27 protein-coding genes and 1 tRNA gene are annotated in these 24,056 nt (G+C 35.0%); 23 read left to right on the forward strand and 5 right to left on the reverse strand.

Annotated elements, in window-relative coordinates; genetic code table 11:
• The first annotated feature begins 651 nt into the window (after positions 1-651).
• From RBB48_RS10345 to RBB48_RS10370, 6 genes are all read left to right on the forward strand, one after another.
• Entirely contained in the window at positions 652-861 is a 210-nt protein-coding gene (locus RBB48_RS10345) for a helix-turn-helix transcriptional regulator (RefSeq protein ID WP_000428506.1), read from the forward strand.
• 2 nt (positions 862-863) lie between these two features.
• Positions 864-1,241 carry a permease gene (locus tag RBB48_RS10350; RefSeq protein WP_306007608.1) on the forward strand — a complete coding sequence of 126 codons (378 nt, stop codon included), beginning with the start codon at positions 864-866 and terminating at the stop codon, positions 1,239-1,241.
• 28 nt (positions 1,242-1,269) lie between these two features.
• Positions 1,270-1,452, forward strand: a complete 183-nt coding sequence (locus RBB48_RS10355) for a DUF3976 domain-containing protein (RefSeq protein ID WP_001178300.1) — start codon at positions 1,270-1,272, stop codon at positions 1,450-1,452.
• Between the two features lie 134 nt (positions 1,453-1,586).
• On the forward strand, positions 1,587-1,946 hold the full coding sequence (locus RBB48_RS10360) for a hypothetical protein (RefSeq protein ID WP_306007609.1): 360 nt from the start codon (positions 1,587-1,589) through the stop codon (positions 1,944-1,946).
• A gap of 18 nt (positions 1,947-1,964) precedes the next feature.
• Positions 1,965-2,231: a hypothetical protein gene (locus RBB48_RS10365; protein ID WP_306007610.1), complete on the forward strand. Its 267-nt coding sequence runs from the start codon at positions 1,965-1,967 to the stop codon at positions 2,229-2,231.
• 219 nt (positions 2,232-2,450) lie between these two features.
• On the forward strand, positions 2,451-3,047 hold the full coding sequence (locus RBB48_RS10370) for a hypothetical protein (RefSeq protein ID WP_306007611.1): 597 nt from the start codon (positions 2,451-2,453) through the stop codon (positions 3,045-3,047).
• Between the two features lie 64 nt (positions 3,048-3,111).
• On the opposite strand, the gene RBB48_RS10375 is transcribed toward RBB48_RS10370, so the two are convergent.
• A tRNA-Val gene (locus RBB48_RS10375) sits at positions 3,112-3,184 on the reverse strand.
• A gap of 179 nt (positions 3,185-3,363) precedes the next feature.
• Positions 3,364-3,579, reverse strand: coding sequence for a hypothetical protein (locus RBB48_RS10380; RefSeq protein ID WP_048526759.1), 216 nt, complete (start codon positions 3,577-3,579; stop codon positions 3,364-3,366).
• A 407-nt stretch (positions 3,580-3,986) separates the two neighbouring features.
• On the opposite strand from RBB48_RS10380, the gene RBB48_RS10385 reads away from it, so the two are divergent.
• The 6 genes from RBB48_RS10385 to calY all read left to right on the forward strand — a co-directional run bounded on the left by RBB48_RS10385 (position 3,987) and on the right by calY (position 8,946).
• Entirely contained in the window at positions 3,987-4,214 is a 228-nt protein-coding gene (locus RBB48_RS10385; protein ID WP_000251865.1) for a hypothetical protein, read from the forward strand.
• A 154-nt stretch (positions 4,215-4,368) separates the two neighbouring features.
• Positions 4,369-5,655, forward strand: a complete 1,287-nt coding sequence (locus RBB48_RS10390; RefSeq protein ID WP_002126097.1) for a D-alanyl-D-alanine carboxypeptidase family protein — start codon at positions 4,369-4,371, stop codon at positions 5,653-5,655.
• 197 nt (positions 5,656-5,852) lie between these two features.
• Entirely contained in the window at positions 5,853-6,422 is a 570-nt protein-coding gene (sipW, locus tag RBB48_RS10395; protein WP_088062543.1) for a signal peptidase I SipW, read from the forward strand.
• Positions 6,423-6,488: 66 nt separating this feature from the next.
• Positions 6,489-7,079, forward strand: a complete 591-nt coding sequence (locus tag RBB48_RS10400) for a TasA family protein (RefSeq protein ID WP_088062545.1) — start codon at positions 6,489-6,491, stop codon at positions 7,077-7,079.
• A gap of 156 nt (positions 7,080-7,235) precedes the next feature.
• Positions 7,236-7,943, forward strand: coding sequence for a DUF4047 domain-containing protein (locus RBB48_RS10405; RefSeq protein WP_306007612.1), 708 nt, complete (start codon positions 7,236-7,238; stop codon positions 7,941-7,943).
• A 409-nt stretch (positions 7,944-8,352) separates the two neighbouring features.
• Entirely contained in the window at positions 8,353-8,946 is a 594-nt protein-coding gene (calY, locus tag RBB48_RS10410) for a biofilm matrix protein CalY (RefSeq protein WP_000053730.1), read from the forward strand.
• Positions 8,947-9,019: 73 nt separating this feature from the next.
• On the opposite strand, the gene RBB48_RS10415 is transcribed toward calY, so the two are convergent.
• Positions 9,020-9,343 (reverse strand): helix-turn-helix domain-containing protein, encoded by a 324-nt coding sequence (locus RBB48_RS10415; RefSeq protein ID WP_088062549.1) that lies wholly within the window; start codon positions 9,341-9,343, stop codon positions 9,020-9,022.
• 79 nt (positions 9,344-9,422) lie between these two features.
• On the reverse strand, positions 9,423-9,557 hold the full coding sequence (locus tag RBB48_RS10420) for an anti-repressor SinI family protein (protein ID WP_088062551.1): 135 nt from the start codon (positions 9,555-9,557) through the stop codon (positions 9,423-9,425).
• A 342-nt stretch (positions 9,558-9,899) separates the two neighbouring features.
• Between RBB48_RS10420 and inhA1 the strand changes: the two genes are divergently transcribed.
• The 11 genes from inhA1 (at position 9,900) to RBB48_RS10475 (ending at position 23,031) form a co-directional block, all read left to right on the forward strand.
• Positions 9,900-12,287: a M6 family metalloprotease immune inhibitor InhA1 gene (inhA1, locus tag RBB48_RS10425; protein WP_001035922.1), complete on the forward strand. Its 2,388-nt coding sequence runs from the start codon at positions 9,900-9,902 to the stop codon at positions 12,285-12,287.
• Between the two features lie 171 nt (positions 12,288-12,458).
• Positions 12,459-13,826: an aldehyde dehydrogenase gene (locus RBB48_RS10430; protein WP_060489442.1), complete on the forward strand. Its 1,368-nt coding sequence runs from the start codon at positions 12,459-12,461 to the stop codon at positions 13,824-13,826.
• Between the two features lie 233 nt (positions 13,827-14,059).
• Positions 14,060-15,043 carry a spermidine/putrescine ABC transporter ATP-binding protein PotA gene (gene potA, locus RBB48_RS10435; protein WP_000720323.1) on the forward strand — a complete coding sequence of 328 codons (984 nt, stop codon included), beginning with the start codon at positions 14,060-14,062 and terminating at the stop codon, positions 15,041-15,043.
• Positions 15,040-15,888: a spermidine/putrescine ABC transporter permease PotB gene (gene potB, locus RBB48_RS10440; RefSeq protein WP_000715495.1), complete on the forward strand. Its 849-nt coding sequence runs from the start codon at positions 15,040-15,042 to the stop codon at positions 15,886-15,888. The genes potA and potB overlap by 4 nt, the downstream gene beginning before the upstream one ends.
• Positions 15,889-15,894: 6 nt before the next feature.
• On the forward strand, positions 15,895-16,695 hold the full coding sequence (potC, locus tag RBB48_RS10445) for a spermidine/putrescine ABC transporter permease PotC (RefSeq protein ID WP_000714201.1): 801 nt from the start codon (positions 15,895-15,897) through the stop codon (positions 16,693-16,695).
• Between the two features lie 38 nt (positions 16,696-16,733).
• Entirely contained in the window at positions 16,734-17,783 is a 1,050-nt protein-coding gene (gene potD, locus RBB48_RS10450; RefSeq protein WP_000772499.1) for a spermidine/putrescine ABC transporter substrate-binding protein PotD, read from the forward strand.
• 59 nt (positions 17,784-17,842) lie between these two features.
• The gene (locus tag RBB48_RS10455) at positions 17,843-18,490 is read left to right on the forward strand and encodes a phosphatase PAP2 family protein (RefSeq protein ID WP_000727812.1); all 648 of its coding nucleotides are present in this window, start codon (positions 17,843-17,845) and stop codon (positions 18,488-18,490) included.
• 109 nt (positions 18,491-18,599) lie between these two features.
• Positions 18,600-20,792: an MMPL family transporter gene (locus tag RBB48_RS10460; protein WP_088062553.1), complete on the forward strand. Its 2,193-nt coding sequence runs from the start codon at positions 18,600-18,602 to the stop codon at positions 20,790-20,792.
• A gap of 101 nt (positions 20,793-20,893) precedes the next feature.
• Positions 20,894-21,310 carry a hypothetical protein gene (locus tag RBB48_RS10465; protein WP_060489448.1) on the forward strand — a complete coding sequence of 139 codons (417 nt, stop codon included), beginning with the start codon at positions 20,894-20,896 and terminating at the stop codon, positions 21,308-21,310.
• A 100-nt stretch (positions 21,311-21,410) separates the two neighbouring features.
• Positions 21,411-22,334: an RluA family pseudouridine synthase gene (locus RBB48_RS10470; RefSeq protein ID WP_087984791.1), complete on the forward strand. Its 924-nt coding sequence runs from the start codon at positions 21,411-21,413 to the stop codon at positions 22,332-22,334.
• A 91-nt stretch (positions 22,335-22,425) separates the two neighbouring features.
• On the forward strand, positions 22,426-23,031 hold the full coding sequence (locus RBB48_RS10475) for a DUF1648 domain-containing protein (protein WP_060489453.1): 606 nt from the start codon (positions 22,426-22,428) through the stop codon (positions 23,029-23,031).
• Positions 23,032-23,071: 40 nt separating this feature from the next.
• Here RBB48_RS10475 and RBB48_RS10480 read toward each other — a convergent pair whose 3' ends face one another.
• Positions 23,072-23,899, reverse strand: a complete 828-nt coding sequence (locus tag RBB48_RS10480; protein ID WP_000747605.1) for a CAP domain-containing protein — start codon at positions 23,897-23,899, stop codon at positions 23,072-23,074.
• Positions 23,900-24,056 lie beyond the last annotated feature (157 nt).

The following is a 24,056-nucleotide window of genomic DNA, read 5'->3' on the forward strand; positions in this document are numbered from 1 at the left end:
TTCACAATAACTTATCACCCAAGTTAATCTTTCATGTTATAAAGTAATTTCACAGAAAAATGGGGTGGATATATTTGGTATACCTACACGAATAACTAAAATTGTTGCATGTAAATATAAGTATAATAATTAGAATGTTTCGATAAAAACGAGTTCGAATTATGTATATTGAAATAATAAGCGCTTTCATTGATATTATACAACAATATAACGGAATATAGTATAAAAAATAAAAAATTATGAATTTATCGTAAACTTTATTTAGATAGTGTTAAATATTGAAAGGAAAGTGAAGGATTTCTACAAAAAAAGTTGCTAAACATAAAAAATGCTTCATAAACAGTTAGTTTCTATAAATATGACGAAAAACACCGTAAAACCAATAACGCATTTCGTGGAATAAAGAGATGAATGAAATATTTTAAAAGGATAAAACAAATAGGGAGATATTAAATTTAAAAAATAGAGAGGAGAAGATATAGTAACAATTATTTACAGTGTTCCGCGTTTCATTTCAAAATAGACGTGCTGAAATTGAAAAGTTTCTTCTATATAAATAGAGTGAAACAAACTAAAATGCATGTAAAGGAAACTTGACGTAAAGGTTGCTTTACATATATACTCACTGTAAGGAAGGAGGGAGAAATTTCCTTGGAAAATAAAATGGTTGAATACCGAAAAAAATTTGGACTATCTCAAGAAAAATTGGCTGAGAAACTTGGAGTTTCCAGACAAACCATCATTTCAATTGAAAAGGGAAAATATGATCCATCACTTCCGTTAGCATTTGAAATAGCAAAAACATTTCAGACAACGATAGAACATGTATTTATTTATGAAGGAAAAGAAGAGGGGGAATAGGGATGAATTATTCACAAAAGTACTTTTTAATTATGGGAATTATTTTCTTTATTATGAGTGGAACCATGGTATTAGCGGGCATAATGACGCATTCCGCACCACTGGCTCCAACGTATACAGTACTTACGATGATGATTATGTGTTTCTGCTTAAGTTACTTACACCCGCAATTTAAAGAAAAAGATGAGCGAATGAAACTTATTCGTTATAAAGGAATGTTCTTCAGCTTTTTTGCGCTAACGGCATATTACCTTCTTTTCTCTTTCGGTTTAAATCTACACGTAATTACACTATCTGCGGTTGAACTATTAAACATACTTATGGCACTTACGATGAGTACAGTTTTTATCTCATTTGTTGTTTTATCGAAAAGATATTAAGATGGAAGAGAGAAAGGAAGATTAACATATGCAAATGATGTATGCTTTTGGCATTGGACTTGTATTATTTTTAGCCGTATTCTTATTTATTCGAAAAGACGTTCAAGGTGGGACGTTAACGAAAAGAGGCTTTTATAAAATGATCGGCTGTTTAGTTGTTATGTTTATAGCGATTATCGTAATGATCGTTTTAATAAATCAATCACTATAGAATATAAAAATGGAACCTTACTGTAGTAAGGTTTTTCTTTTTGATGTAAAATCCGAAAATTCCCATGAAATCCATTTACTACATATAATGGATATTATATAATTTAATAAAATGATAGATAGGGAGCATAGTATATGAATAAAAAAACTATCTTCTTTTTATTAATATGCCTACTACTTATAGCTAGTATTACTTATATAATATGTAACAAACGAGAACAAGTGCCACCTATGTTAGTATGGGAGCACCAAGAATACTATGTTACGAATGAACCTGCCGAAGCTGAAAAAGTTGGACAAAGGCTCGGAGAAGTAACGAAGAAAATTGAAACAAGTAAAAAACCTACTAAAAACAGTGAATCCAACATAGTACAAGAAAAAACAGAAGTATTCACAATGATAGAGGAAGAAAAAAATCCTCACTCATCTTTAATCATAAAGGAGCCTTATAGTGACGAATATAGAGTAGTAAGACCGATGTTACATGTACTATAAAGTGAAAAGGAGACTCATATGCAGACAGTAACTTATCCATGGTCGTTAAGAAAAATGTTTGTTTTTTTCCTTTGCTTCATCCTTCCGCTAATCGGCGCAATTTATATTTTGATGAATCGAGAAGCGCTACAAAAGAGAGACTTCATTTTATATGTATTATTTGCTGCTATTAATATATCGCTTTGGTTATCACTTATGATCTTTGAGAGGAGTATGTGGATGGTAGCGGGGCATTATGTGTTTGGAGCAATTATTATTGTTTTATCGAATATGAATAAGAGATAAGCCAGCAATCTTAAAGTTGCTGGTTTTAATTTTGCTATTTATAATGAGGAAATAAATTTTTAATAGAGAGTAGTGGGCGTTATGAGATGGAAAGAGGGGACGTTTGAAAAAATAGACACGAATGACTCATATAAATGCTATACTAAAAAATGTTTGTAATGTCAGTTTCATACTATTATATAATGCTGACTTACTAGAAAAGATAAGAGGAGAATGAGCGTGCAAAAGATAAAGAAACTATTACTGTTAATGATGGTAGTAGGATTAACAGTAGGTGTTTTAGCAGGGTGTGCAAATCCGAAAGATACGACAGAAGAATTTTTAACAGCGATAAAAAAAGGTGATATAGAAAAGGCTCGTACATTTGTTGAGAGTGACAAGGAATTTAACAAACTAAATGAAAAAACAGATGATGCTGAGGCAAAAGCAATGCTGAGTGCAATTACGAAAAACTTTAAATTTGAAAAGCTAGAAGAAGTATCGAAAAAGGATGACAAAGCAGAAGTGAAAGTGAAAATTACATCTGCTGATCTATCCGTTGCTGTAACAAAAGCAGTGGGAGAAGTTATGCCAATGGCTTTCGCTAGTGCTTTTAGCGAAGACAAAGAGCAATCTGAAAAAGCAATCGAAAAAACGATGACATCAGCAATCGTCAAACACTTATCAGATAAAGATGCAATCATGGCAACTCGCGAAGTTACATTGAACTTAAAGAAAAACAAAGATGGCGACTATAAAATCGTTGCAGATGATAACTTGAAAGAAGTATTGTTTGCTAATGCGAAGTCTTTGGAGAAGATGTTTGGTGGGAAGTGATTGATTTAGATAAAAAAGAGAAACCATATCACGTAGAAGGTTGATACGGTTTCTCTTTTTTTTATGACCCCGGAGAGGCTCGAACTCACGACCTCCACCCTGTCAAGGTGGCGCTCTCCCTGCTGAGCTACGGGATCTTCAAAAATGCGTATGTAACAGCATCTTTAATCTTTATGCTAAAGCAATTATATATAATTAACTGAAATTTTACAATATTTTTATAGTAAGTTTTAAAAGGGAAATCATATGCAATTATGCGAGTAGTGTCTGAAGGGATAATGATGAGAATAAGACTTAGTAGAATGTAGCGGTCATATTATTTAATGTATTTATCCAAAGGGTTTTCATCGCTTAAATCAACAAGTAAAGGACATAAGAATAATAAAGGTAGAGCGGCATTAGCATGATGAAAGGTGTCATTTGATAGATACTGCCTTCCAAAACAATACGGGCAATCTTTTTCAAATGTCACGAGTATTGACCATACATCTTTTATTGTCCACTTCGTTTTACAATACGTACAACGCGCCATAGAGTTCCTCCTCATTTTAAGTCTTCTTCTAGTATATTCCATTTTATTGTACTGAAGTCATTTGTATTTGGTGTGATAAAATGTAAGTTGTTTTGTTTTTTTATGTGGATTTATTTAGTCATTTATGATCAATTACATATCGTTTCATGTTTTTGCAGGATGATAGATTTTCAGCTTCAATATGCAAATTGGCCAATATATCCTTTTTACAATTTACTTAAAATCATGTATAACAGAGATACAAGATTATTTTACCCCGCTATTTGCGGACGGTAAGATCCCCACCTCAAAATTTAGCGAAAGCAAAGAAGTTAGGTGGTGGCAGGCTGCTCGTAAAAGCCCGATTGGTGAAGGCTGATTAAAGTTTCACTTTATAAATATTCAGTAGTAGAGGGAGAATTATTGTAATGGTAAGGAAAACGTTCAAGATGCGCGTATCTAGAAATAGAACGATTTCGATTAATGGCTCGATTCTTGATGTGGATGTTACACATGATGAGTTTTTACAAGAGTTTGTTGAGTGGGTCGATTCTAAAGGCTGGTCGTTTATGGGGATGACAGATGAGATTACACCCGAGGAAGCTAGTCAAAATTTAATAGATTCATTGATTGATGAGAAGGATAAGAAAGAATAATTCCTTCTTATTTTTTATTGTATATTTATGTTCTTTATCGTAAAAGTGTGATATAGTGAAAAAAGTGAATGTTCTTCCAAATTAATACAAATTACATATAGGTTGGTAGAGGTATTTTATAGAATGTGAAAGTAAAGGGAAAAGGGAGAGTCATATGGTAAATTTTAAGAAAATTTCGGTTTTCGTTATGGTTATTTGTTTATTTTTTTTGACACCTATGACGTTATATGCTGAGACGAATATTGGAGTAAATCCGGAGCAAGTGGCACCTCCACCTGCGGAAGGGCCGAATGTTTTTAGTCAGTTTGCGACTACGATTGATGCGAAAACAGGAGATATGTTGTACGACAAAAATGCACATCATCGTGCGTTCCCTGCTAGTATGACGAAAGTGTTAACGGCGATTTTACTGATGGAGCATACGAAGCCAGAGGATCAATTTACGTTTTCACAATTAGCATTAGATCAAGAGAAGAGTAATTATCAAATTGAGTTTCACCCTGGTGAGACTATTAATAGAAATACTGCACTTATGATTTTAATGGTGCTGAGTGCGAATGATGTGTCGTATGCGATTGCGGAGCGTATTGGAGGAAGTGTTGAAAACTTCGCCAATATGATGAATGAAAGGGCGAAGCAATTAGGGGCTAAAGATAGTCATTTTGTAACGCCAAATGGATTGCATGATCCAAATCATTATACGACGCCATATGATATGGCCATGATTACGAGAGGTGTGCAAAAGTATCCTGAAATTTTACAAGCGATGAATACGAAAAGAACGACGGTTACGACATCTACGCAAACAGTTTCTATTTTTAATAAGTCTACTTATTTTGAAAATCCATATAGTATGGGTGGTAAGACAGGATTTACGAATGAAGCACGCAATACGCTCGTTTTATTAAATGAGAAGGATGGTAATCGTATTATAAATGTAGTAATGGCTTCTCAAAGACCTGAAATTTATGAAGATTTGAAGCAGATGGCGGAATATTCTTTTGGGCAATTTACGAAGCAAACTGTACTAGATAAACATAGTTGGCACCAAAAGGCAAAGTATTTAAATAAAGATGTTGATTCTGAGCTGGAAAAAAGTGCAGAGCTTATGCTAAAGAAAGATGAAGGGAAAAATATAAAAACGGCTTTTCGGGTTAATTCAGTGGATAAAGAATCTTTGTATCAAAAAGGAATTCATCGCGGTGAAGTAGTTGGTGCGGTAGATATTATAAAGAATAATCAAACGATTGCGACTATAAATGTTCTTTCAAAAGAAGATGTTACTTTTGCGATGCCTAAAAAAGATACAGTTGCACCTGAAGTAAAGGAATCGAATGTGAAAGTGATAAGTGTTGGAATAGGTGCGATTTTATTATTTGGAGCGATTTTATATGTAGTGCTGCGCCGAAATAACCAAGGGATGAAATCAGAAGAAAAATAAATTGCTAGTAGACCGTGATGAGATTTTGTCACGGTCTTTTTTGTATGCATTTCAAAAATGATTTAACTAATAATTGTAAATTTTCTTATTGCATTTCCATATCGTTCGTTATATTATTTACTTGTGTTCTTGTTAGAGAATTAAAGTGAATATTGTATACTTCAAATAACATAAAACAACGGAGAGGGAGAGAAACGATGAAATTAATTTGGAAGGTGATTAGCAACGTTATCTCATTTGTTTTATTTGCATTGATGATTTGCTTAGCTTTTGTAGTTATTTCTTCAAAAGCGAGCGGTGGGGATCCAACAGTGATGGGATATCAATTTAAATCAGTGTTATCAGGATCGATGGAACCGACATTTTTAACAGGATCAATCATTGCGATAGAACCGACGAAAGATGGTTCTAAATATCAAAAAGGCGATGTTATTACGTTTAAAGAGAAAGATGACAAAATTATCACTCACCGTATTATCGGTGTGAAAGATACAAATGGAAAAGTAATGTATGAAACAAAAGGGGATAACAACAACGGACCAGATTTAGCACCAGTACTTGCAGAGAATGTAATTGGAAAGTATGCAGATATTACAGTTCCATACGTTGGTTATGGACTGAATTATGCGAGTTCAAAAGCGGGAGCAGCATTACTTCTCATTATTCCTGGAGTCTTTTTACTTGGCTATTCCGCAATTTCTATTTTTGGCGCTATTCGTAGCATTGACGGAGAAAAGAAAGATAAAAAAGTAGAACAATCCGTCTAGTTCGTTTGGTTATACTTTCCGTTTAGGAAGTTAACAAATATATATATATATTAAGGGGATATGGACATGACTTTAAAGAAAAAATTAGGAATGGGTATCGCATCAGCGGTATTAGGCGCTGCATTAGTTGGCGGAGGAACATTTGCATACTTTAGCGATAAAGAAGTGTCAAATAATACATTTGCGTCTGGAACACTTGATTTAGCGCTGAACCCATCAACAATTGTGAAAGTGGATAATTTAAAACCAGGTGATACAATTGAAAAAGAATTTAAATTGGAGAATAAAGGTACACTAGATATTAAAAAAGTACTATTAAATACGGAGTATGATGTAGAAGATGTGAAGAAAGATAATAAGAAAGACTTTGGTGAAGACATTGAAGTAGTTTTCTTGAAAAATATAGATAAAAAAGATGAAGTAATTAAGAGAATGACATTGAAAGAGTTGAAGAGTAAAACAATGACTGCTGCAGAAAATGATTTAGTAAGTTGGTTATGGCCTGAGAAAGGTATTAAAGCAGGAACTAATGATTCATTTAAAGTGAAATTCCACTTTATTAATAAAAATGAACCTCAAAATGAATTCCAAGGCGACAAACTGCAATTAAAATGGACATTTGAAGCACAACAAGGCGATGGAGTGGAGAAAAAGTAATCATAAAAAGAGACTATCAAAAATGATAGTCTCTTTTTATGATAAAAGTGAAATGTACAAAGAAACATAATTTCTTATATCATTTTATAATTCACTTTATTATAATAAAGGTATAGTTCTTGATAAAGAACAAGTTGTTCGATAGGAGAGATTAAAATGCTGAAGCCACCTCGCAAATTCAAAAGGATGCTTATATTGCCATGTTTGTGTTCTATTACTTTTTATTTAGGCTCTCAAATGATGACTTATACAGAAGCAGCTTTCATTCATGAAACGAAAGTTGAGGCTACTATTTCTACAGCAAGTATTTTTCCAAAAACAGTTGATCAATTAACAGAACAAGCTAAGCAACATAAGGAAGTTATTTTGCGTGAGTATGAAGGGATGAAATTGAAATTAACCTTTACTTCCATTCAAGAGTTAGAGCAGGTGCTTGCTACGTGGAAGCAAGGGCGTGAGAAAATAGTTGCGGAAAGAGAATTGTTACAAAAAGTATATGTATCAATAGAGGGTCCTTATAATCAAGTGCAAGAAGAGTTAAAAGGAAATAAAAGCGAATCGAATAAGCCAGTATTCTCATATGTGAATGCTGGTTTTCATATAGTGAAAGACAATTGTGAGTATGTTGATAAAGAGGTAAAGTTACAGGTGATTGATAAACAAATTCAAGATTTTGAGAAATTACTAGTAGAGGAAACAGCAAAACAAGTAAGTGAGGCTAAGAAACAAGAAGAAGCGAAAAAACTAGAAGAGAGTAAGAAGCAAGAAGAAGCGAAAAAGCTAGAAGAGAGTAAGAAGCAAGAAGAGGCGAAAAAACTAGAAGAGAAGAAACAAGAAGAACAGAAAAATAAAGATAGCAAGTAAATACAGCAACTTTTCAGAGCGAATAGAGGTTATAAAGCCGAATAGGTGAGAGAGCATTGCGACTCACCTATTCGGCGTGTCTTCTTTATTTTAACAATACACGTCATATACGAGAAAACTGGTTGGCAGCATGATGGTGAAAGATACTAATTAGTATAGATAGTGAAAATTAATTACGTTTTTCTTTGTTTCTCAACAAATTTCCGAAAATTTAAAATGATATTGAGAAATAAAAATAACTGAAAATACTAATAAAAAAATGTTGTATTTATATAGAGTTGTTCGTTATAATGAACTTAAGGTTTTTAAAAGAGAACGAATATTAGCTAAGCTAATATAGTTTTCTTTATGTCCCTTATTGAAAAATTATAGGGGGAAAAATATAAAAAACAGCTAGGGGGAATTGATTGTGAGTCTGAAAAAGAAATTAGGTATGGGAGTTGCATCAGCGGCACTGGGGTTATCTTTAATTGGTGGAGGAACGTTTGCATACTTTAGCGATAAAGAAGTATCAAATAATACATTTGCAGCTGGGACGTTAGATCTTACATTAGACCCTAAAACGCTTGTAGATATTAAAGATTTAAAACCAGGGGATTCTGTTAAGAAAGAGTTCTTATTAAAGAATAGCGGTTCATTAACAATTAAAGACGTTAAACTAGCAACAAAGTATACTGTGAAAGATGCAAAAGGTGATAATGCTGGTGAAGACTTTGGTAAGCACGTTAAAGTGAAATTCCTTTGGAACTGGGATAAACAAAGTGAGCCTGTATATGAAACAACTTTAGCTGATTTACAAAAAACTGATCCAGATCTTTTAGCTAAAGACATCTTTGCTCCTGAGTGGGGAGAAAAGGGTGGATTAGAAGCTGGTACAGAGGATTATTTATGGGTACAATTTGAATTTGTAGATGATGGAAAAGACCAAAATATCTTCCAAGGTGATTCATTGAATTTAGAATGGACATTCAATGCTAACCAAGAAGCTGGCGAAGAAAAATAATAAAAAAGCGGGTATCCCCCGCTTTTTTTTATAAAGAAAAAGAAGTGCTGGTTGTTAGCACTTCTTTCTATTATTATTTTTGATCGTGCTTCCATTTTGTAAATTCAAGAAATTCACGAAATTGTTCTTTGGAGACACCAGAGTTCATTGCATCTTTAACAAGCTGTGTCCATTCGGAGTCTAGGTTAGTTTCCTTTGTTGTTTCATCATGAAGTAAAGTATCAACTGGAATTTGTAGAACTGCTGCGATCTTTTCAAGAAACTGAATGGAAGGGTTTTTTTGTAAATTTCGCTCTATAGAACTAATGTAAGATTTAGCAACACCAGCTTTTTCGGCAAGTTCAGTTAATGAAATACCTTTTTGTAAGCGAAGGCGTTTTATACGTTCTCCAATCATATTTGCGCACCTTTCTATCAATATGTAGTCGTCTTATGATGTCATTATTATAACATAAACTTCGTTAAAAAGAACAAGGCTATTGAGCCTGACTGGATGGCTTCATACGTCTTAAAAAATGTTCGATATCTTGCAGGGCGATACCAGCGTCTAGAGCTTCAAGTATTAAATCAATCCATTCTTGGTCCAGTGCGTCAGTCTTATCTTTGTACAAATGTAATTCCTCCCTAATTATCGGTCATAACTGCTGCTACAGAATATATGATAATGCAATCGCATTTTGTGTTTTATATAGTGAATTATCAAATATTTTGTAGATAAAACAAAGATAAAATCCCCATTAAATTCCCTCTATGGCGATTATAAAGTTTCTGACAAATATTTTCAATATTTTCAGAAAACATTGTTGAATTGTGATATATTCGTATGCTAACTATGGAATTTTTACAAATATGTTAAAAAAATTACATAATATAACTAAATATTGAAAAAATATTGAATTTTTAATAAAATTCAATTTGTAATACATATTTTTTATTAGGGGAGGAAATAAGGGATGAACAAGAAACCGTTCAAAGTTTTGTCATCAATCGCTTTGACAGCTGTGTTAGGTCTTTCATTCGGGGCGGGTGGCCAGTCTGCATATGCTGAAACACCTGTGAATAAGACAGCTACGAGTCCAGTCGATGATCATTTAATTCCAGAAGAACGTTTAGCAAATGCGCTAAAAAACCGTGGGGTAATTGATTCGAAGGCTTCAGAGACAGAAACAAAGAAAGCCGTCGAAAAATACGTAGAGAACAAAAAGGGTGAAAATCCTGGGAAAGAAGTATCAAATGGGGACCCACTTACAAAAGAAGCATCTGACTTTTTAAAGAAAGTGAAAGATGCGAAAGCTGATACGAAAGAAAAGTTAGACAAACCAGCAACAGGAACACCTGCAGCGACAGGCCCAGTTAAGGGTGGTCTAAATGGTAAAGTACCAACTTCTCCAGCAAAGGGAAAAGAATATAACGGTGAAGTTCGTAAAGATAAAGTACTCGTTTTACTTGTAGAGTACGCTGACTTTAAACATAACAATATCGATAAAGAACCTGGTTATATGTATACTGACGATTTTAACAAAGAACATTATGAAAAAATGTTATTCGGTAATGAGCCATTCGCATTAGAGGATGGCAGCAAAATCGAAACGTTTAAACAATATTACGAAGAGCAATCTGGCGGTAGTTATACAGTAGACGGAACAGTTACAAAATGGTTAACAGTTCCTGGTAAAGCTGCTGATTACGGTGCAGATGGTGCGACAGGTCATGATAATAAAGGACCAAAAGGACCACGTGATTTAGTAAAAGATGCATTAAAAGCAGCTGTAGATAGCGGTATTGATTTATCAGAGTTTGACCAATTCGATCAATATGATGTAAATGGCGATGGAAATCAAAAACAACCGGACGGTTTAATTGATCACTTAATGATTATCCATGCGGGTGTTGGACAAGAAGCAGGCGGCGGTAAATTAGGTGACGATGCAATTTGGTCACATCGCTGGACTGTTGGACCAAAACCATTCCCAATTGAAGGCACACAAGCGAAAGTTCCATATTGGGGGGGGAAGATCGCGGCATTCGACTACACAATTGAACCAGAAGATGGCGCAGTTGGTGTATTCGCACATGAATATGGTCATGATTTAGGTCTTCCAGATGAGTATGATACAGACTATACTGGTGACGGTGAACCAATTCAAGCTTGGTCTGTTATGAGTGGCGGAAGCTGGGCTGGTAACATTGCAGGAACAACGCCAACGAGTTTCTCACCACAAAATAAAGAGTTTTTCCAAAAAACAATCGGTGGTAACTGGGCAAATATCGTAGAAGTAGATTACGAGAAATTAAATAAAGGTATCGGTCTAGCAACATATTTGGACCAAAGTGTTACGAAATCTAACCGCCCAGGTATGATTCGTGTTAACTTGCCAGATAAAGATATAAAAACAATTGCTCCAGCATTTGGTAAGCAGTATTACTACAGCACAAAAGGTGACAATCTTCACACAAAAATGGAGACGCCACTGTTCGATTTAACAAATGCAACGACTGCGAAATTTGATTTCAAGTCATTGTATGAAATTGAAGCAGAGTATGATTTCCTTGAAGTACATGCTGTAACAGAAGATGGTCAGCAAACATTAATCGAAAAACTGGGTGAGAAAGCAAATAGTGGAAATGCACATTCAACAAATGGAAAATGGATTGACAAATCATACGATTTAAGCCAATTCAAAGGTAAGAAAGTAAAATTAACATTTGAGTACATTACAGATGGTGGTTTAGCATTAAACGGTTTCCTACTTGATAATGCATCACTAAATGTAGACGGTAAAGTAGTATTCTCTGATGATGCAGAAGGTACACCGCAGTTCAAATTAGATGGATTCGCTGTATCTAATGGAACAGAGAAGAAAAAACATAACTATTATGTAGAGTGGAGAAACTATGCTGGTTCGGATAACGCATTGAAATATGCTCGCGGTCCAGAATACAACACAGGTATGGTTGTATGGTATGCAGACTCAGCTTATACAGATAACTGGGTTGGTTTACATCCAGGACATGGTTTCCTTGGCGTAGTTGATTCTCATCCAGAAGCAATTGTTGGAACTTTAAATGGTAAACCAACAGTAGCAAGTAGTACACGATTCCAAATCGCTGATGCGGCGTTCTCATTTGATAAAACGCCAGCTTGGAAAGTTGTATCTCCAACGCGCGGAACGTATACGTATAATGGCTTAGCAGGCGTACCGAAGTTTGATGATTCGAAAACGTATATTAATAAACAGATTCCAGATGCAGGACGTATTTTACCGAATCTTGGCCTGAAGTTTGAAGTAGTAGGACAAGCTGATGATAATTCTGCTGGTGCTGTTCGTTTATATCGTTAATACAGTAAAACTACCGAAAGATTTTCTTTCGGTAGTTTTTTTGTGAGCAATGAATTTTATATGCAAGAAGAAATTATATATAATGTAACTTTACGAATAGAAATTTATTATATATGAAGTCTATATAAATAATGAAAGAATTGGATAAAAATAGTGGGAGAAGGTGAATGAATGAGTGTTTCTTCTATTGTAAATAAACAAAAAGCATATTTTTATAATGGCCATACGAGAAGTGTAGAAGTGAGAAAGAATAATTTGAAGAAGCTTTATGAAGGCATTCAGCGTTTTGAAGAAGAAATATTTCAGGCATTGAAATTAGATTTAAATAAGTCAGTTCATGAGTCGTTTACAACGGAAGTTGGATATGTATTAAAAGAAATTTCCTTTCAATTGAAGCATATTTCATCGTGGAGTAAACCGAAGCGGGTTCGAACAGCACTCACTCATTTTGGATCAAAGGGGAAAGTAGTTCCTGAACCGTACGGTGTGACACTTATTATTGCACCGTGGAACTATCCGTTTCAATTAGCAATTGCACCTCTTGTAGGAGCGTTGGCGGCTGGAAATACAATTGTTTTAAAGCCGTCAGAGTTAACGCCAAACGTTTCCAAAGTACTTACGAGGATGTTAGAGGAATTATTCCAAGAAGAGCTTGTAGCGGTAGTAGAAGGCGGTGTAGAAAAGAGTACGGAATTGTTAAAGGAACCGTTTGATTATATTTTCTTTACAGGTAGTGTCGGTGTTGGAAAAGTTGTGATGGAAGCAGCAGCGAAACGGTTGACGCCACTCACGTTAGAACTTGGGGGAAAAAGCCCATGTATTGTACATAAAGATGCAAAAATAGATGTAACAGCAAGACGAATTGTTTGGGGTAAGTTTTTAAATGCAGGGCAAACGTGTGTAGCGCCTGATTATATGTATGTGCATGCTTCGGTGAAAGAACAGTTAATCGAGGCATTACGACACGAAATTGCGGAGCAGTATGGAAAAGATCCACTAAACAATGACAATTATGTACGAATTGTGACTGAACGTCATTTTGAACGTTTATGTTCATTTTTGAAAGATGGTAAAACGGTAATCGGCGGGAACTATAAAAAAGAAACTTTACATATAGAACCAACAGTGTTAACAAATGTTACATGGCAAAGTACTGTTATGGAAGATGAAATTTTTGGTCCGATCTTACCAATTGTAGAATACGACAACATAGAAGAGGTAATTGGAACAATTCAGCAACATCCGAAGCCATTAGCGTTATATGTATTTTCTGAGGATAAAGAAGTACAAAAGAAAGTGACAAGTAATATTTCATATGGCGGAGGCTGTATTAATGATGTTGTCTATCATCTTGCAACGCCATATTTACCTTTTGGTGGTGTTGGAAGTAGTGGATTAGGTAGTTATCATGGGGAAGAAAGTTTTCGGACTTTTTCACATTATAAAAGCATTTTAGCCCAATCTACGGCATTCGATATGAAAATTCGTTACTCTTCTACAAAAAGTGCTTTAAAATTCATACGAAAGTTGTTAAAATGATGATGGTGTTTATCAGTAGGCGTAGCCGTATGATAATAGCCCCTTCGTAATGGAAGGGGTTTTTCTGTTCGACATATGTATCATGCAAAAATGAATCAAACATACTACATAAAGAATAGAAGAGAACGCTAAACAACCATTTTTGTTTGGATCGAAACAAAAAATAGTCTATAGAACATAAATATTTATTCATGAATATAAAAATTAAAATTTAAGGTAGATAGGACGGGAAAATGAAAAAGATTATTAAAGTTGAAGCAGTAGAAAAACATTTTGGAAATCAAGTGATTATCCCACCTCTTTCTTTAGACATTAAAGAAGGGGAATTTTTAACGATTTTAGGGCCGAGTGGTTGCGGGAAAACAACGTTACTTCGCATGATCGCAGGCTTTGAAACGCCAACTAAAGGGAATCTTTTATTAGATGATGAAAAGATTAACGATTTGCCACCATATAAGCGTCATATGAACTTAGTGTTCCAACATTATGCGCTATTCCCACATATGAATGTGGAGAAAAATATTTGTTTCGGTATGAAAATGCAGAAAGTACCGGCAGCAGAGCAGAAAGAGCGTGCTGAAGAGGCAATGCGTTTAACGCAGTTACTTGAGTTCCGTAATCGTAAACCTGCAAAGCTTTCTGGTGGACAGCAGCAGCGTGTAGCAATTGCGAGAGCGATTGTAAATAACCCGCGTGTATTATTACTAGATGAGCCACTTGGGGCGTTAGACTTTAAGTTAAGAAAAGATTTGCAACGTGAATTGAAAAACTTACAACGTAATTTAGGAATTACATTCATATACGTAACGCACGATCAAGAAGAAGCGATGAGCATGAGTGATCGTATTGTCGTTATGAATAAAGGACATATTGAACAAATTGGAACGCCGAAAGAAATTTACAATAAGCCGAAAACAATGTTCGTTGCGACATTTATCGGTGAAAATAATATTGTGAAAAACGGGGAAGGCTATGTAGCAATTCGCCCTGAAAACGTAAAAGTACGTTCGGTTGAAGAGCCGATTTTAAAAGAATACCATCTTGGACATATTGAAGACGTTGAGTTTGTTGGAAATATGGAAAAGCTGTATGTACGTGACGAGAAAACATCAGAATTACTAATGGCATATCAAACTGCTGAAGAAGCAGCGCAGTGGAGCATTGGAGATAATGTATACGTAGGCTGGGAGCAAGAGGACGAGGTGACCTTAAATTGAAAAAAGGGAAATTACTCGCACTACCGACAGTCGCGTGGCTGTTAATCTTCTTCCTAATTCCCCTTCTGTTTGTATTGGCATTTGCCTTTATGCAGCGCGGGGCATATGGGACAGTTGAAATGCAATTTACGTTAGAGAATATAGCTCGTGTGTTTGATCCACTATACATGGGAACGTTATGGGAAACTGTTAAGATTGCAGTTATTACAACAGTAATCTGTTTAGTAATTGGTTATCCATTTGCTTATACAATTACAATTGTTGATCGCAAATACCGTTCAATTCTTTTATTATTGGCAACGATCCCGTTTTGGATTAACTTCCTTGTTCGTTCATACGCATGGATTGTTATTTTACGTTCACAAGGTCTTGTAAACACATTGCTATTGAAACTAGGTATTATAAGTGAACCTTTAAATTTACTATATAACACACCTTCTGTAATACTCGGAATGGTCTATTCTTTATTACCATTTATGATTTTACCGGTGTATGCAGCGATTGAGCAGCTTGATAAGCGTAAGCTAGAAGCAGCTTATGATTTAGGAGCAACACCAGCAAAGGCATTTTGGAATGTAACAGTACCAATGACGATGTCAGGGATTGCTACTGGTTCTATTTTAGTGTTTGTTTCTTCTATCGGAATGTTTGTTGTATCAGACGTTATGGGTGGATCGAAAGTAGCGTTAATCGGAAACGTAATTCAAAATCAATTCTTAGGAGCGCGTGACTGGCCGTTTGGATCTGCGTTATCTATGATTGTTGTTCTATTCTCTGTTCTGTTAATTTACTTATATTATCGTGCAACGAAAGTATATAAATATGATGGGAACGGAGGGGAATAGGCAAAGATGAAGAAGTTTTTAGTTTCTTATTCTTGGTTAATTTTATTGTTCTTGTATTTTCCAATGATGGTTTTAATGGTATATTCCTTCAATGATTCTCGCATTAATGCGGAATGGGAAGGTTTTACATTCCATTGGTATACAGATTTATTTCAAAAGCAAGATGTTATTGATGCGTTTGTAAATAGTATGACGATTGCGATCGTAACGACGGTTGTAACGACAGTTCTTGGTGTGATTTTCGCGATTGCATTACATCGTTATAAATATCGTTATGAAGGGGCTATTAACGGTCTTGTGTATTTACCAATTTTAATTCCTGATATTTTAATGGGATTATCTTTACTTATCTTATTTAGTCAATTAGGTATGGAACTTGGCAAAACAACAATTATTATTGCGCACATTACATTTAGTATTTCATTTGTTGTCGTTATTTTAGCAGCGCGTCTTTCTGGTATGGGACGTGATTTAGAAGAGGCTGCGAATGATTTAGGAGCAACGCCGTGGCAAACGTTTCGTTATGTAACGTTCCCAGCAATTGCACCAGGGGTTATTTCAGCCGCATTATTAACATTCACATTATCAATTGATGATTTTGTAATTAGTTTCTTCGTATCAGGACCAGGATCAACAACATTGCCATTATACATTTACAGTATGGTTAAGCGCGGAGTATCACCAGAAATTAATGCACTTTCTACAATTTTAATTGTGGCTATCGTAGGATTAATGGTTCTATCTGAAATCTTCCGTAACAAAGGTGCAGATGGTGAAGAAAACTCTGGAGGACACCTTCCTTTATAATACGAACGATATAGAAAGTACGAGGAGGTAATAAACCGATGAAATTAATGAAAAGATTAGCCGGCGCAGCAATTAGCTTTAGCCTTGTTGCTGGTGTACTTGCTGGTTGTGGTGAAAAGAAAGAAGAGTTAAACATTTATAGCTGGGCTGACAATTTTGATGAGCAAGTGCTAAGAGATTTTGAAAAGAAATATAACGTGAAAATTAACTATGATAAGTATGCAAGTAATGAAGAAATGCTTGCGAAATTACAAGCAGGTGGCGCGAAGTATGATTTAATTCAGCCGTCTGATTACATGGTTAAAACAATGGCGAAAATGGATTTATTAGCGCCGTTAGACAAAAAGAATATCCCGAATATCGAAAATATGGTTTCTAACTTCAAAACACCGGCGTTTGATCCAGAGAATAAATATTCTTTAGTATATACTTGGGGCGTAACAGGTATTGCATACAATAAAAAGTATGTGAAAGAAGCTCCTACAAGCTGGGCTGACCTATGGAATGAGAAATATAAAGGGCATGTAACTTTATTAAATGATTCTCGTGAAGTATTAGGTATGGGTCTTAAGAAGCATGGATTCTCAAACAGCACGAAAGACGATACACAGTTAAAGACAGCAGCAGATGATTTAAAGAAGCTGCTTCCAAACTTATTAGCATTTGATACAGATAATATTAAACAAAAATTCATTACAGAAGATGCTTGGATCGGAACAGTTTGGTCTGGAGATGCAGCATTTATCGCAAAAGATAATAAAGATGTAGAGTACGTTGTACCAAAGGAAGGCGGCACAATTTGGGCTGATACGTTAGCAATTCCAAAAGGTGCGAAAAACAAAGAGCTTGCAGAGAAGTTTATGAACTACTTATTAGATGAAAAAGTAAGTGTGAAAAACTACGAGTCAATTGGATACAGTAATCCTAATGAAAAAGCTCATCCTCTTCATAGTAAAGAATATCGTGATAATCATATGATCTTCTTAACGAAAGAAGAATTAGATCGTACAGAATGGCTTGTTGATGTAGACGATAAGCTAAAAGACTATGATCGTTACTGGACAGAGTTAAAAACAAAAGGTAAATAAGTAAGGAAATGCGGTTTCTAAAATAGAAATCGCATTTTTTCATAGTAGGAGGAAATCGCTTGAAAAAGAAGTTGCATCAATATGAGGTAGTATGTATCGTTTTATTACTTGCTGTATTTGGCATTGTTGCTTGGCGCGTACATGCGGGTGGCGTTACAGTGATGGATACATATGTCCGAGCATTAGTAAAAGGATTACAAACAGAAGGTTCGCTTACATTTTTCTCACACTATACAAAATTAGGTTCTGCTATCGGGATCGTAACTACGCTGGCTATAAGTTTACTTGTTTTCTGGAGAAAACGTTATTATGCTGCGATGATCGTGTATCCAATGGGCATTTTAATAACACATCTTGTTAATAAAGGGATAAAAGAAATTGTGAAAAGGGAGCGCCCATCGTTAAATGAAACGTTGGATGCGCTTGGGTATAGCTTCCCTAGTGGACATGCAATGTTATCTATTATGACATTCGGGTTTCTTACTTATATTATTGCGGCAAATTTGAAGAGTGTAACTGGAAAATATGTTATAACGATTTTGATGGGAATTGTAATTGTATCGATTGGATTAAGTAGAGTTATTTTAAATGTACATTATCCAACTGATATTTTAGCTGGTTATTGCGTAGGTGGTATTTTGTTAATTATGGCGATTTACTGCCATCGTTTACTTACCAAGAGATTGGGACTTAATAAAGAGAGATAAAAAACGTCTGGAAAAACTATCATTATAGTGTTTCCAGACGTTTTTTGTTTGTACGAAGATGTGATACAGTATAAATGACAATTGAATTATTTAAAGTAGGTGAAAATGTGTGAAAACAAATGTACATAAAGTAGATAAGTGGGGGAAATTAGGAGCTTTTTTGTATCAGTTTCGTTATACAGTAATTGTAGCATTACTATTGGTTGCGATCGCACTCGGTATTTTCGCTCCAAAGCTGCCGGGAGTATTAGGCGGTGATGGTTTCCAAACGGAAGGGGACTATCAAAAAACGAAAGAAATTTTAGATAAAGATTTTAAGAGGTCTCAAGACACACTTCTACTCGTTTTTGAAAAAAATAAGGGTGCTTCACATGAGGAATTTCAAAAGCAAGTAGAGGGAATTGTAAAGAATGTACAAGAGAAAGAGACATATGAATCTTTCCATCACCCAGTGCAAAATAAAGAAATGTTACAAGATGATATCGGCTATGCGACAATTTTATTTTCCGGGAAAACAAATAAAGAACGAATGGAAAAGACATTGCAATTTGCTGATAAAATCGAAAAGGAAAGTAATGCCGCATTAAAAGTAACGCCTACAGGGTTTCCAAAAATTAATCAAGAGATTAATGAAAGAACGCAAAATGATTTAAAAGTAGCGGAGATGATTGGGTTACCAATTGCATTTCTCGTATTACTATTTTCATTTGGTAGTCTTTTGGCATCTATTTTACCAATTGTAAATGGGGCGCTTAGTGTTATTAGTACGATGGGCATATTATACTTTATAGGTAGCGATAAGGAACTATCTATCTTTGTGTTAAATGTTGCACCGATGATTGGACTTGCGCTATCTATTGATTTTGCACTATTATTTGTAAATCGCTTTCGAGAGGAAGTTGCAAAGCGAGCGGTAAAAGAAGCGATAGCAATTACATATCAAACAGCAGGGCGCGCTATCGTATTTTCAGGATTATGTGTATTTGTTGGATTATCTGGCTTGTTTTTCTTTAAAATCGATTATATTCAGTCTGTCGCAATTAGCGGAATGATTGTTGTGATTATGAGTATTTTATTCTCACTCACACTTCTCCCAGCGCTATTATCATTAATTGGGAAACGAATATTAAAAAAGAATCAAGTAGCACATACGCCGGCAAAGGCTTGGCGCAAATTTGCGCAATTTGTAATGAAACATCCAATCGCAATGATTATTATTGTTACAACATTTATTGTTATTTGCTTATTACCGTTACGTACAGCTAATTTGCAGTTCCCTGACGTAGAAGCTCTACCTAAACAAAGTGATACAAGAATTGCATATGAGAAGTACGAAGAGGCATTTAATAAAACTGCAAAAAAACACGCTGATGTTACGTTAGTAGTAGAGACGAAAAAAGATATGAAAGAAAAAGAAAGTTTACAAAAGATAGAAGAAGTCGTTCAAAAGTTAAAAGATGATAAGAAAGTATATGAAGTTAGAAGTTTATACGACGGGTTAACTCGTATGAAAGCAGATCAAGTTGCTGGAATGTTAGAGTCGCCAGAAGCGGCGAAACTAGCTCCTATATTTGAAGCGTATACGAAAGGAAATAAGACGACGATAGAAATCTTTTTGAAAACAAAACCACGTACTGAAACTGCTAAACAGTGGGTTCGTGATTTTAAACAAAATTATAAAGAAACAGATGTTACGTATTATTTAGGCGGGATGACGACGTTCCAACAAGAGTTAGAAGATGAAATTAAAGATAAAGTTGCAATTGGTATGTCTGTTATATTTGGATCGACCTTTGTTATATTATTATTTGCATTCCGATCTATACTCATTCCAATTAAGGCGATTATTATGAATATACTTAGTTTAAGCGCAACAATTGGAATTGTTGTTTGGTTATTTGAAGGTGGGCATTTTGGTTTAGAAGCGAGTCCTGTTCTATTTGTCTTACCAATCTTTATTTTTGGTCTCGTATTTGGGCTTAGTATGGATTATGAAGTTTTTCTTATTTCACGTATTCATGAGTTATATGAAGAAACAGGAGATAATGATCAAGCAACGTTAGAAGGACTTGTGTCAACAAGTAGGATCATTACATCAGCTGCGTTAATTATGATTGTTGTAACAGGTGCGTTCGCCTTTACTGATATTTTACCAGTACGGCAAATGGGGCTTGGTGTTGCATTAGCAATATTCCTTGATGCAACAATTATTCGTCTTATGCTTGTACCAAGTTTAATGAAACTGTTTGGAGATTGGAACTGGTGGTTACCATTCCGAAAGAAAAGAGAAAAATCATCGTAAAAAATACTCATCTTATAGATGAGTATTTTTTTATGAATAGCAAGACCTACATTTTGCAAATAGTATGTGATAAGAACATTACATATAAGTAGGTGAAGGCAATGTTTCGTTATTTTAAGTTTAAGCTAAATGATACAGTACAGTTTGCAGAAAACGATGGGCATATGTATCGCATTGTCGGTTATCGGTTAGAAAAAGGATATTATCCAAAAGATGAATGGACTCATATCATTTATGAATTACTTAGAGATTTTGATGGGTATACGATGGATGCGGAAGAGGAGGAACTTGTAAAGGTCATTCAAGTAGAGGATGAGTATTACAAAATACAAGAGGTATCGGGCTATCGTTATCCAGTAAAAATGAAGCAAAAACAACAAGTGATGAAAGTAGAAAAAATTGATGACTTATTAGATACGTATAATGATTATAAAAGATTGGCGGATTTCTTTAAAGATTTATCGTATGAGCAAAAAGCGGAAGAAGTATTGCAGGAAATGAAACGGCGTAGAGCGTGAGGGGGCCAGTCTACTATAAGACTGGCCTCTATTTTTGACGGTGCATCAAATTGTGTTTTCCGTTACAATGAGAGAATCAATAGAAATAAGGTGATACAGTATGGAAACGAAGAAGAAGGGCGAATGGTGCGAAATTACTGTTCCAGCGAAATGGAATGGCATAAGTATTGATTCGTTATTAAAAATAGAATGGGAAATACCGAAAAAGTTGTTACATCAGCTTCGTATGGAAAAAGGTATTACCGTTAACGGAGAACAGAGAAGATGGAATGAGCTTTTAAAAGAAGGCGATAAGTTACAAGTGCATATGTTTATGGAAGAAGAATACGATGTAGATCCTGAATATGGTGAATTAGATGTAGTATATGAAGACGATCACGTACTCATCGTAAATAAGCCTGAGAAGATGGATACGCATCCTGCGGAAAAAGGTGGGATGGGAACACTTGCAAACCTTGTTGCTTTTCATTTTCAAATGCAAGGTTTAGAGACGAAGGTTCGTCATATTCATCGGTTAGATAAAGATACGACAGGTGGTGTCGTGTTTGCTAAGCATAGAATTGCTGGTGCAATTATGGATCGTTTATTAATGGAACGAAAAATTAAAAGAACATATGCGGCGCTTGTGGAAGGGAAAGTAAAAGGTAAGCAAGGAACAATTGACGCAGCTATTGGAAGAGATCGCCATCATGCGACGAGACGACGTGTTTCTCCAAAGGGAGATCAAGCTATCACATTTTATAAAGTAGAGAAGTATTTTAAAAACCAAAATGTTACGTTCGTAACGTTACAATTAGAAACAGGTAGAACCCATCAAATTCGTGTTCATATGAGCTATCATGGTAATCCATTAGTTGGGGATGTATTATATGGTGGACAAACGCAATATATGTCCAGGCAAGCATTACATGCGATGAAGATAAACTTCTTACATCCAATTACGAAAGAAGAGATCGAAGTGGATGTACCATTCCCTGCAAAATTAAATGATACAATGAAAGAATTTCAAAGAATGAATGCGTAAAGTATAAGTTTAAATTTGAGAAAAGTAGATTCCTGCAGGAATTTCTCTAAAAGAAGCGAAGCCGTTAAGAGAAAAGAGAGGTGAGAATTGCTTGGTCAAATATAAATACATACTAGGAATATTTTTCGTTTGTCTTTTAGTTACTCTATGCCTCTATCCATATTTACCAAATGAGATGGCTGTACATTGGGATGAAAATGGTGGGCCGAACGATTTTATGAGTAAACAAGTTGTTATAGCATTTATTCCTTTTTTTCTTATTTTTTTACATGGGTTGATGTATATTATTTCACATAATATATATAAGTTTAATGAAGGCGAGCATGTCATTATAAGTGGATTTCTAAAGACGATTACTTTATTTATGTTGTTTATCCATATGCTCATTCTCTTTATTAATTTTGGAAGTATGATATCCTTTCAAACAGGACTAACAATTGGGATTAGTATGTTTCTTTTTATGCTTAGTAAGTTGTTTAAACAAGTTCAGAGTACGGAAAAAGACCCAATCAAATTACAAAAGATCCGTTTAGTGAGTAGGCGGATTTTTCAAATGATGGCATGTAGTATATTATTTTCATTATTTTTGAACTTGAAGTGGGGGTTTTATGTATTACTTAGTGTAATAAGTAGTGGTTCTATTTTGTTCATGTTTTACATTTTATACTCATACATAATAGAAAGTTATGAAACATAAAAAAGAGTCTTCTCATTATGAGAAGACTCTTTTAATCTATTTACTTCGTAATAAATTGTTGTGTCCAGTAGTTGCCGCTTTCTACATAGCCAACACCGATGTGAGTGAAGCCGTTATTTAAGATGTTTGCACGGTGTCCAGCACTGTTCATCCAAGCTTGTACTACCTCTTCAGGTGTACGTTGGCCTTGAGCGATGTTTTCACCTGCAGATGTATAAGAAATACCAAATTTCTTCATCATGTCAAACGGAGACCCGTATGTAGGGCTGTTATGATCAAAGTAGTTATTCTTCTGCATATCTTCAGATTTAACACGTGCTACTTTGCTTAATTCAGTATCGATTTTTAGTGCTGGTAAGCCTTGTTTTGCACGTTCAGCGTTTGTTAATTCAACAACACGTTGTTCGAATTCGCTTAAAGATTTTGCTTCTTCAGCAGGCTTTTGCTCAGCAGGTTTTTGTTCAGCTGGTTTTTGAGTATTGTTGTTTTCAGCAGGTTTTTGAGCTTCTGGTTTTTGAACTTCTTCAGCAGGCTTTTGTTCAACTGGTTTTTGCTCAGCAGGCTTTTGAGTTTCTGGCTTAGCTGTTGGTTGCTCAGTTACAACATTTTCAGTTGGTTGTTGACCAGGAATAATGCAATTTGGTTGGAAGTTTCCTTGTTGCCATTGTGCTAATGATTCCACGCCCATAGATTGTAAGAATGCTTGTAATTCTTGTTGGCTCATTTGCTTCATCATCACTTTTGAATGCTGAATATTTTGAACCTTTACGTTAGATGGTTGTACTGTTGCAGCTTGTGCATCTAGAGAAGATACTCCTAAAGTAAGAGCCGTTGCAGCAGCTACAGATAATAAAACACGCTTTTTCATGATGTGTGTCCCCCTATATAAAGTTTTAATTTGTTTTCACACGATTTGTTTTTGACAGCCTGTCTGACTGACAAATTCATCGTAGCATAGATTTTGTGAGAAAAAAGATGGAAAAAAATTCATAGACTTAAAATTTACCTAATTTATCCTAAGAGGG

It is taken from the genome of Bacillus sp. MMSF_3353 (assembly GCF_030733445.1).
Taxonomy (GTDB): domain Bacteria; phylum Bacillota; class Bacilli; order Bacillales; family Bacillaceae_G; genus Bacillus_A; species Bacillus_A wiedmannii.

Bases quoted from the DNA above. Each gene is read 5' to 3' on its own strand.
- RBB48_RS10400 (WP_088062545.1), top strand. From the start codon at position 6,489: ATGACTTTAAAGAAAAAATTAGGAATGGGTATCGCATCAGCGGTATTA.
- potD (WP_000772499.1), top strand. From the start codon at position 16,734: ATGAAATTAATGAAAAGATTAGCCGGCGCAGCAATTAGCTTTAGCCTT.
- RBB48_RS10355 (WP_001178300.1), top strand. From the start codon at position 1,270: ATGCAAATGATGTATGCTTTTGGCATTGGACTTGTATTATTTTTAGCC.
- RBB48_RS10380 (WP_048526759.1), bottom strand. From the start codon at position 3,579: ATGGCGCGTTGTACGTATTGTAAAACGAAGTGGACAATAAAAGATGTA.
- RBB48_RS10365 (WP_306007610.1), top strand. From the start codon at position 1,965: ATGCAGACAGTAACTTATCCATGGTCGTTAAGAAAAATGTTTGTTTTT.
- RBB48_RS10360 (WP_306007609.1), top strand. From the start codon at position 1,587: ATGAATAAAAAAACTATCTTCTTTTTATTAATATGCCTACTACTTATA.
- potC (WP_000714201.1), top strand. From the start codon at position 15,895: ATGAAGAAGTTTTTAGTTTCTTATTCTTGGTTAATTTTATTGTTCTTG.
- RBB48_RS10385 (WP_000251865.1), top strand. From the start codon at position 3,987: ATGGTAAGGAAAACGTTCAAGATGCGCGTATCTAGAAATAGAACGATT.
- RBB48_RS10430 (WP_060489442.1), top strand. From the start codon at position 12,459: ATGAGTGTTTCTTCTATTGTAAATAAACAAAAAGCATATTTTTATAAT.
- RBB48_RS10480 (WP_000747605.1), bottom strand. From the start codon at position 23,899: ATGAAAAAGCGTGTTTTATTATCTGTAGCTGCTGCAACGGCTCTTACT.
- inhA1 (WP_001035922.1), top strand. From the start codon at position 9,900: ATGAACAAGAAACCGTTCAAAGTTTTGTCATCAATCGCTTTGACAGCT.
- RBB48_RS10470 (WP_087984791.1), top strand. From the start codon at position 21,411: ATGGAAACGAAGAAGAAGGGCGAATGGTGCGAAATTACTGTTCCAGCG.
- RBB48_RS10390 (WP_002126097.1), top strand. From the start codon at position 4,369: ATGGTAAATTTTAAGAAAATTTCGGTTTTCGTTATGGTTATTTGTTTA.
- potA (WP_000720323.1), top strand. From the start codon at position 14,060: ATGAAAAAGATTATTAAAGTTGAAGCAGTAGAAAAACATTTTGGAAAT.
- RBB48_RS10350 (WP_306007608.1), top strand. From the start codon at position 864: ATGAATTATTCACAAAAGTACTTTTTAATTATGGGAATTATTTTCTTT.
- sipW (WP_088062543.1), top strand. From the start codon at position 5,853: ATGAAATTAATTTGGAAGGTGATTAGCAACGTTATCTCATTTGTTTTA.
- RBB48_RS10465 (WP_060489448.1), top strand. From the start codon at position 20,894: ATGTTTCGTTATTTTAAGTTTAAGCTAAATGATACAGTACAGTTTGCA.
- RBB48_RS10405 (WP_306007612.1), top strand. From the start codon at position 7,236: ATGCTGAAGCCACCTCGCAAATTCAAAAGGATGCTTATATTGCCATGT.
- RBB48_RS10415 (WP_088062549.1), bottom strand. From the start codon at position 9,343: ATGATTGGAGAACGTATAAAACGCCTTCGCTTACAAAAAGGTATTTCA.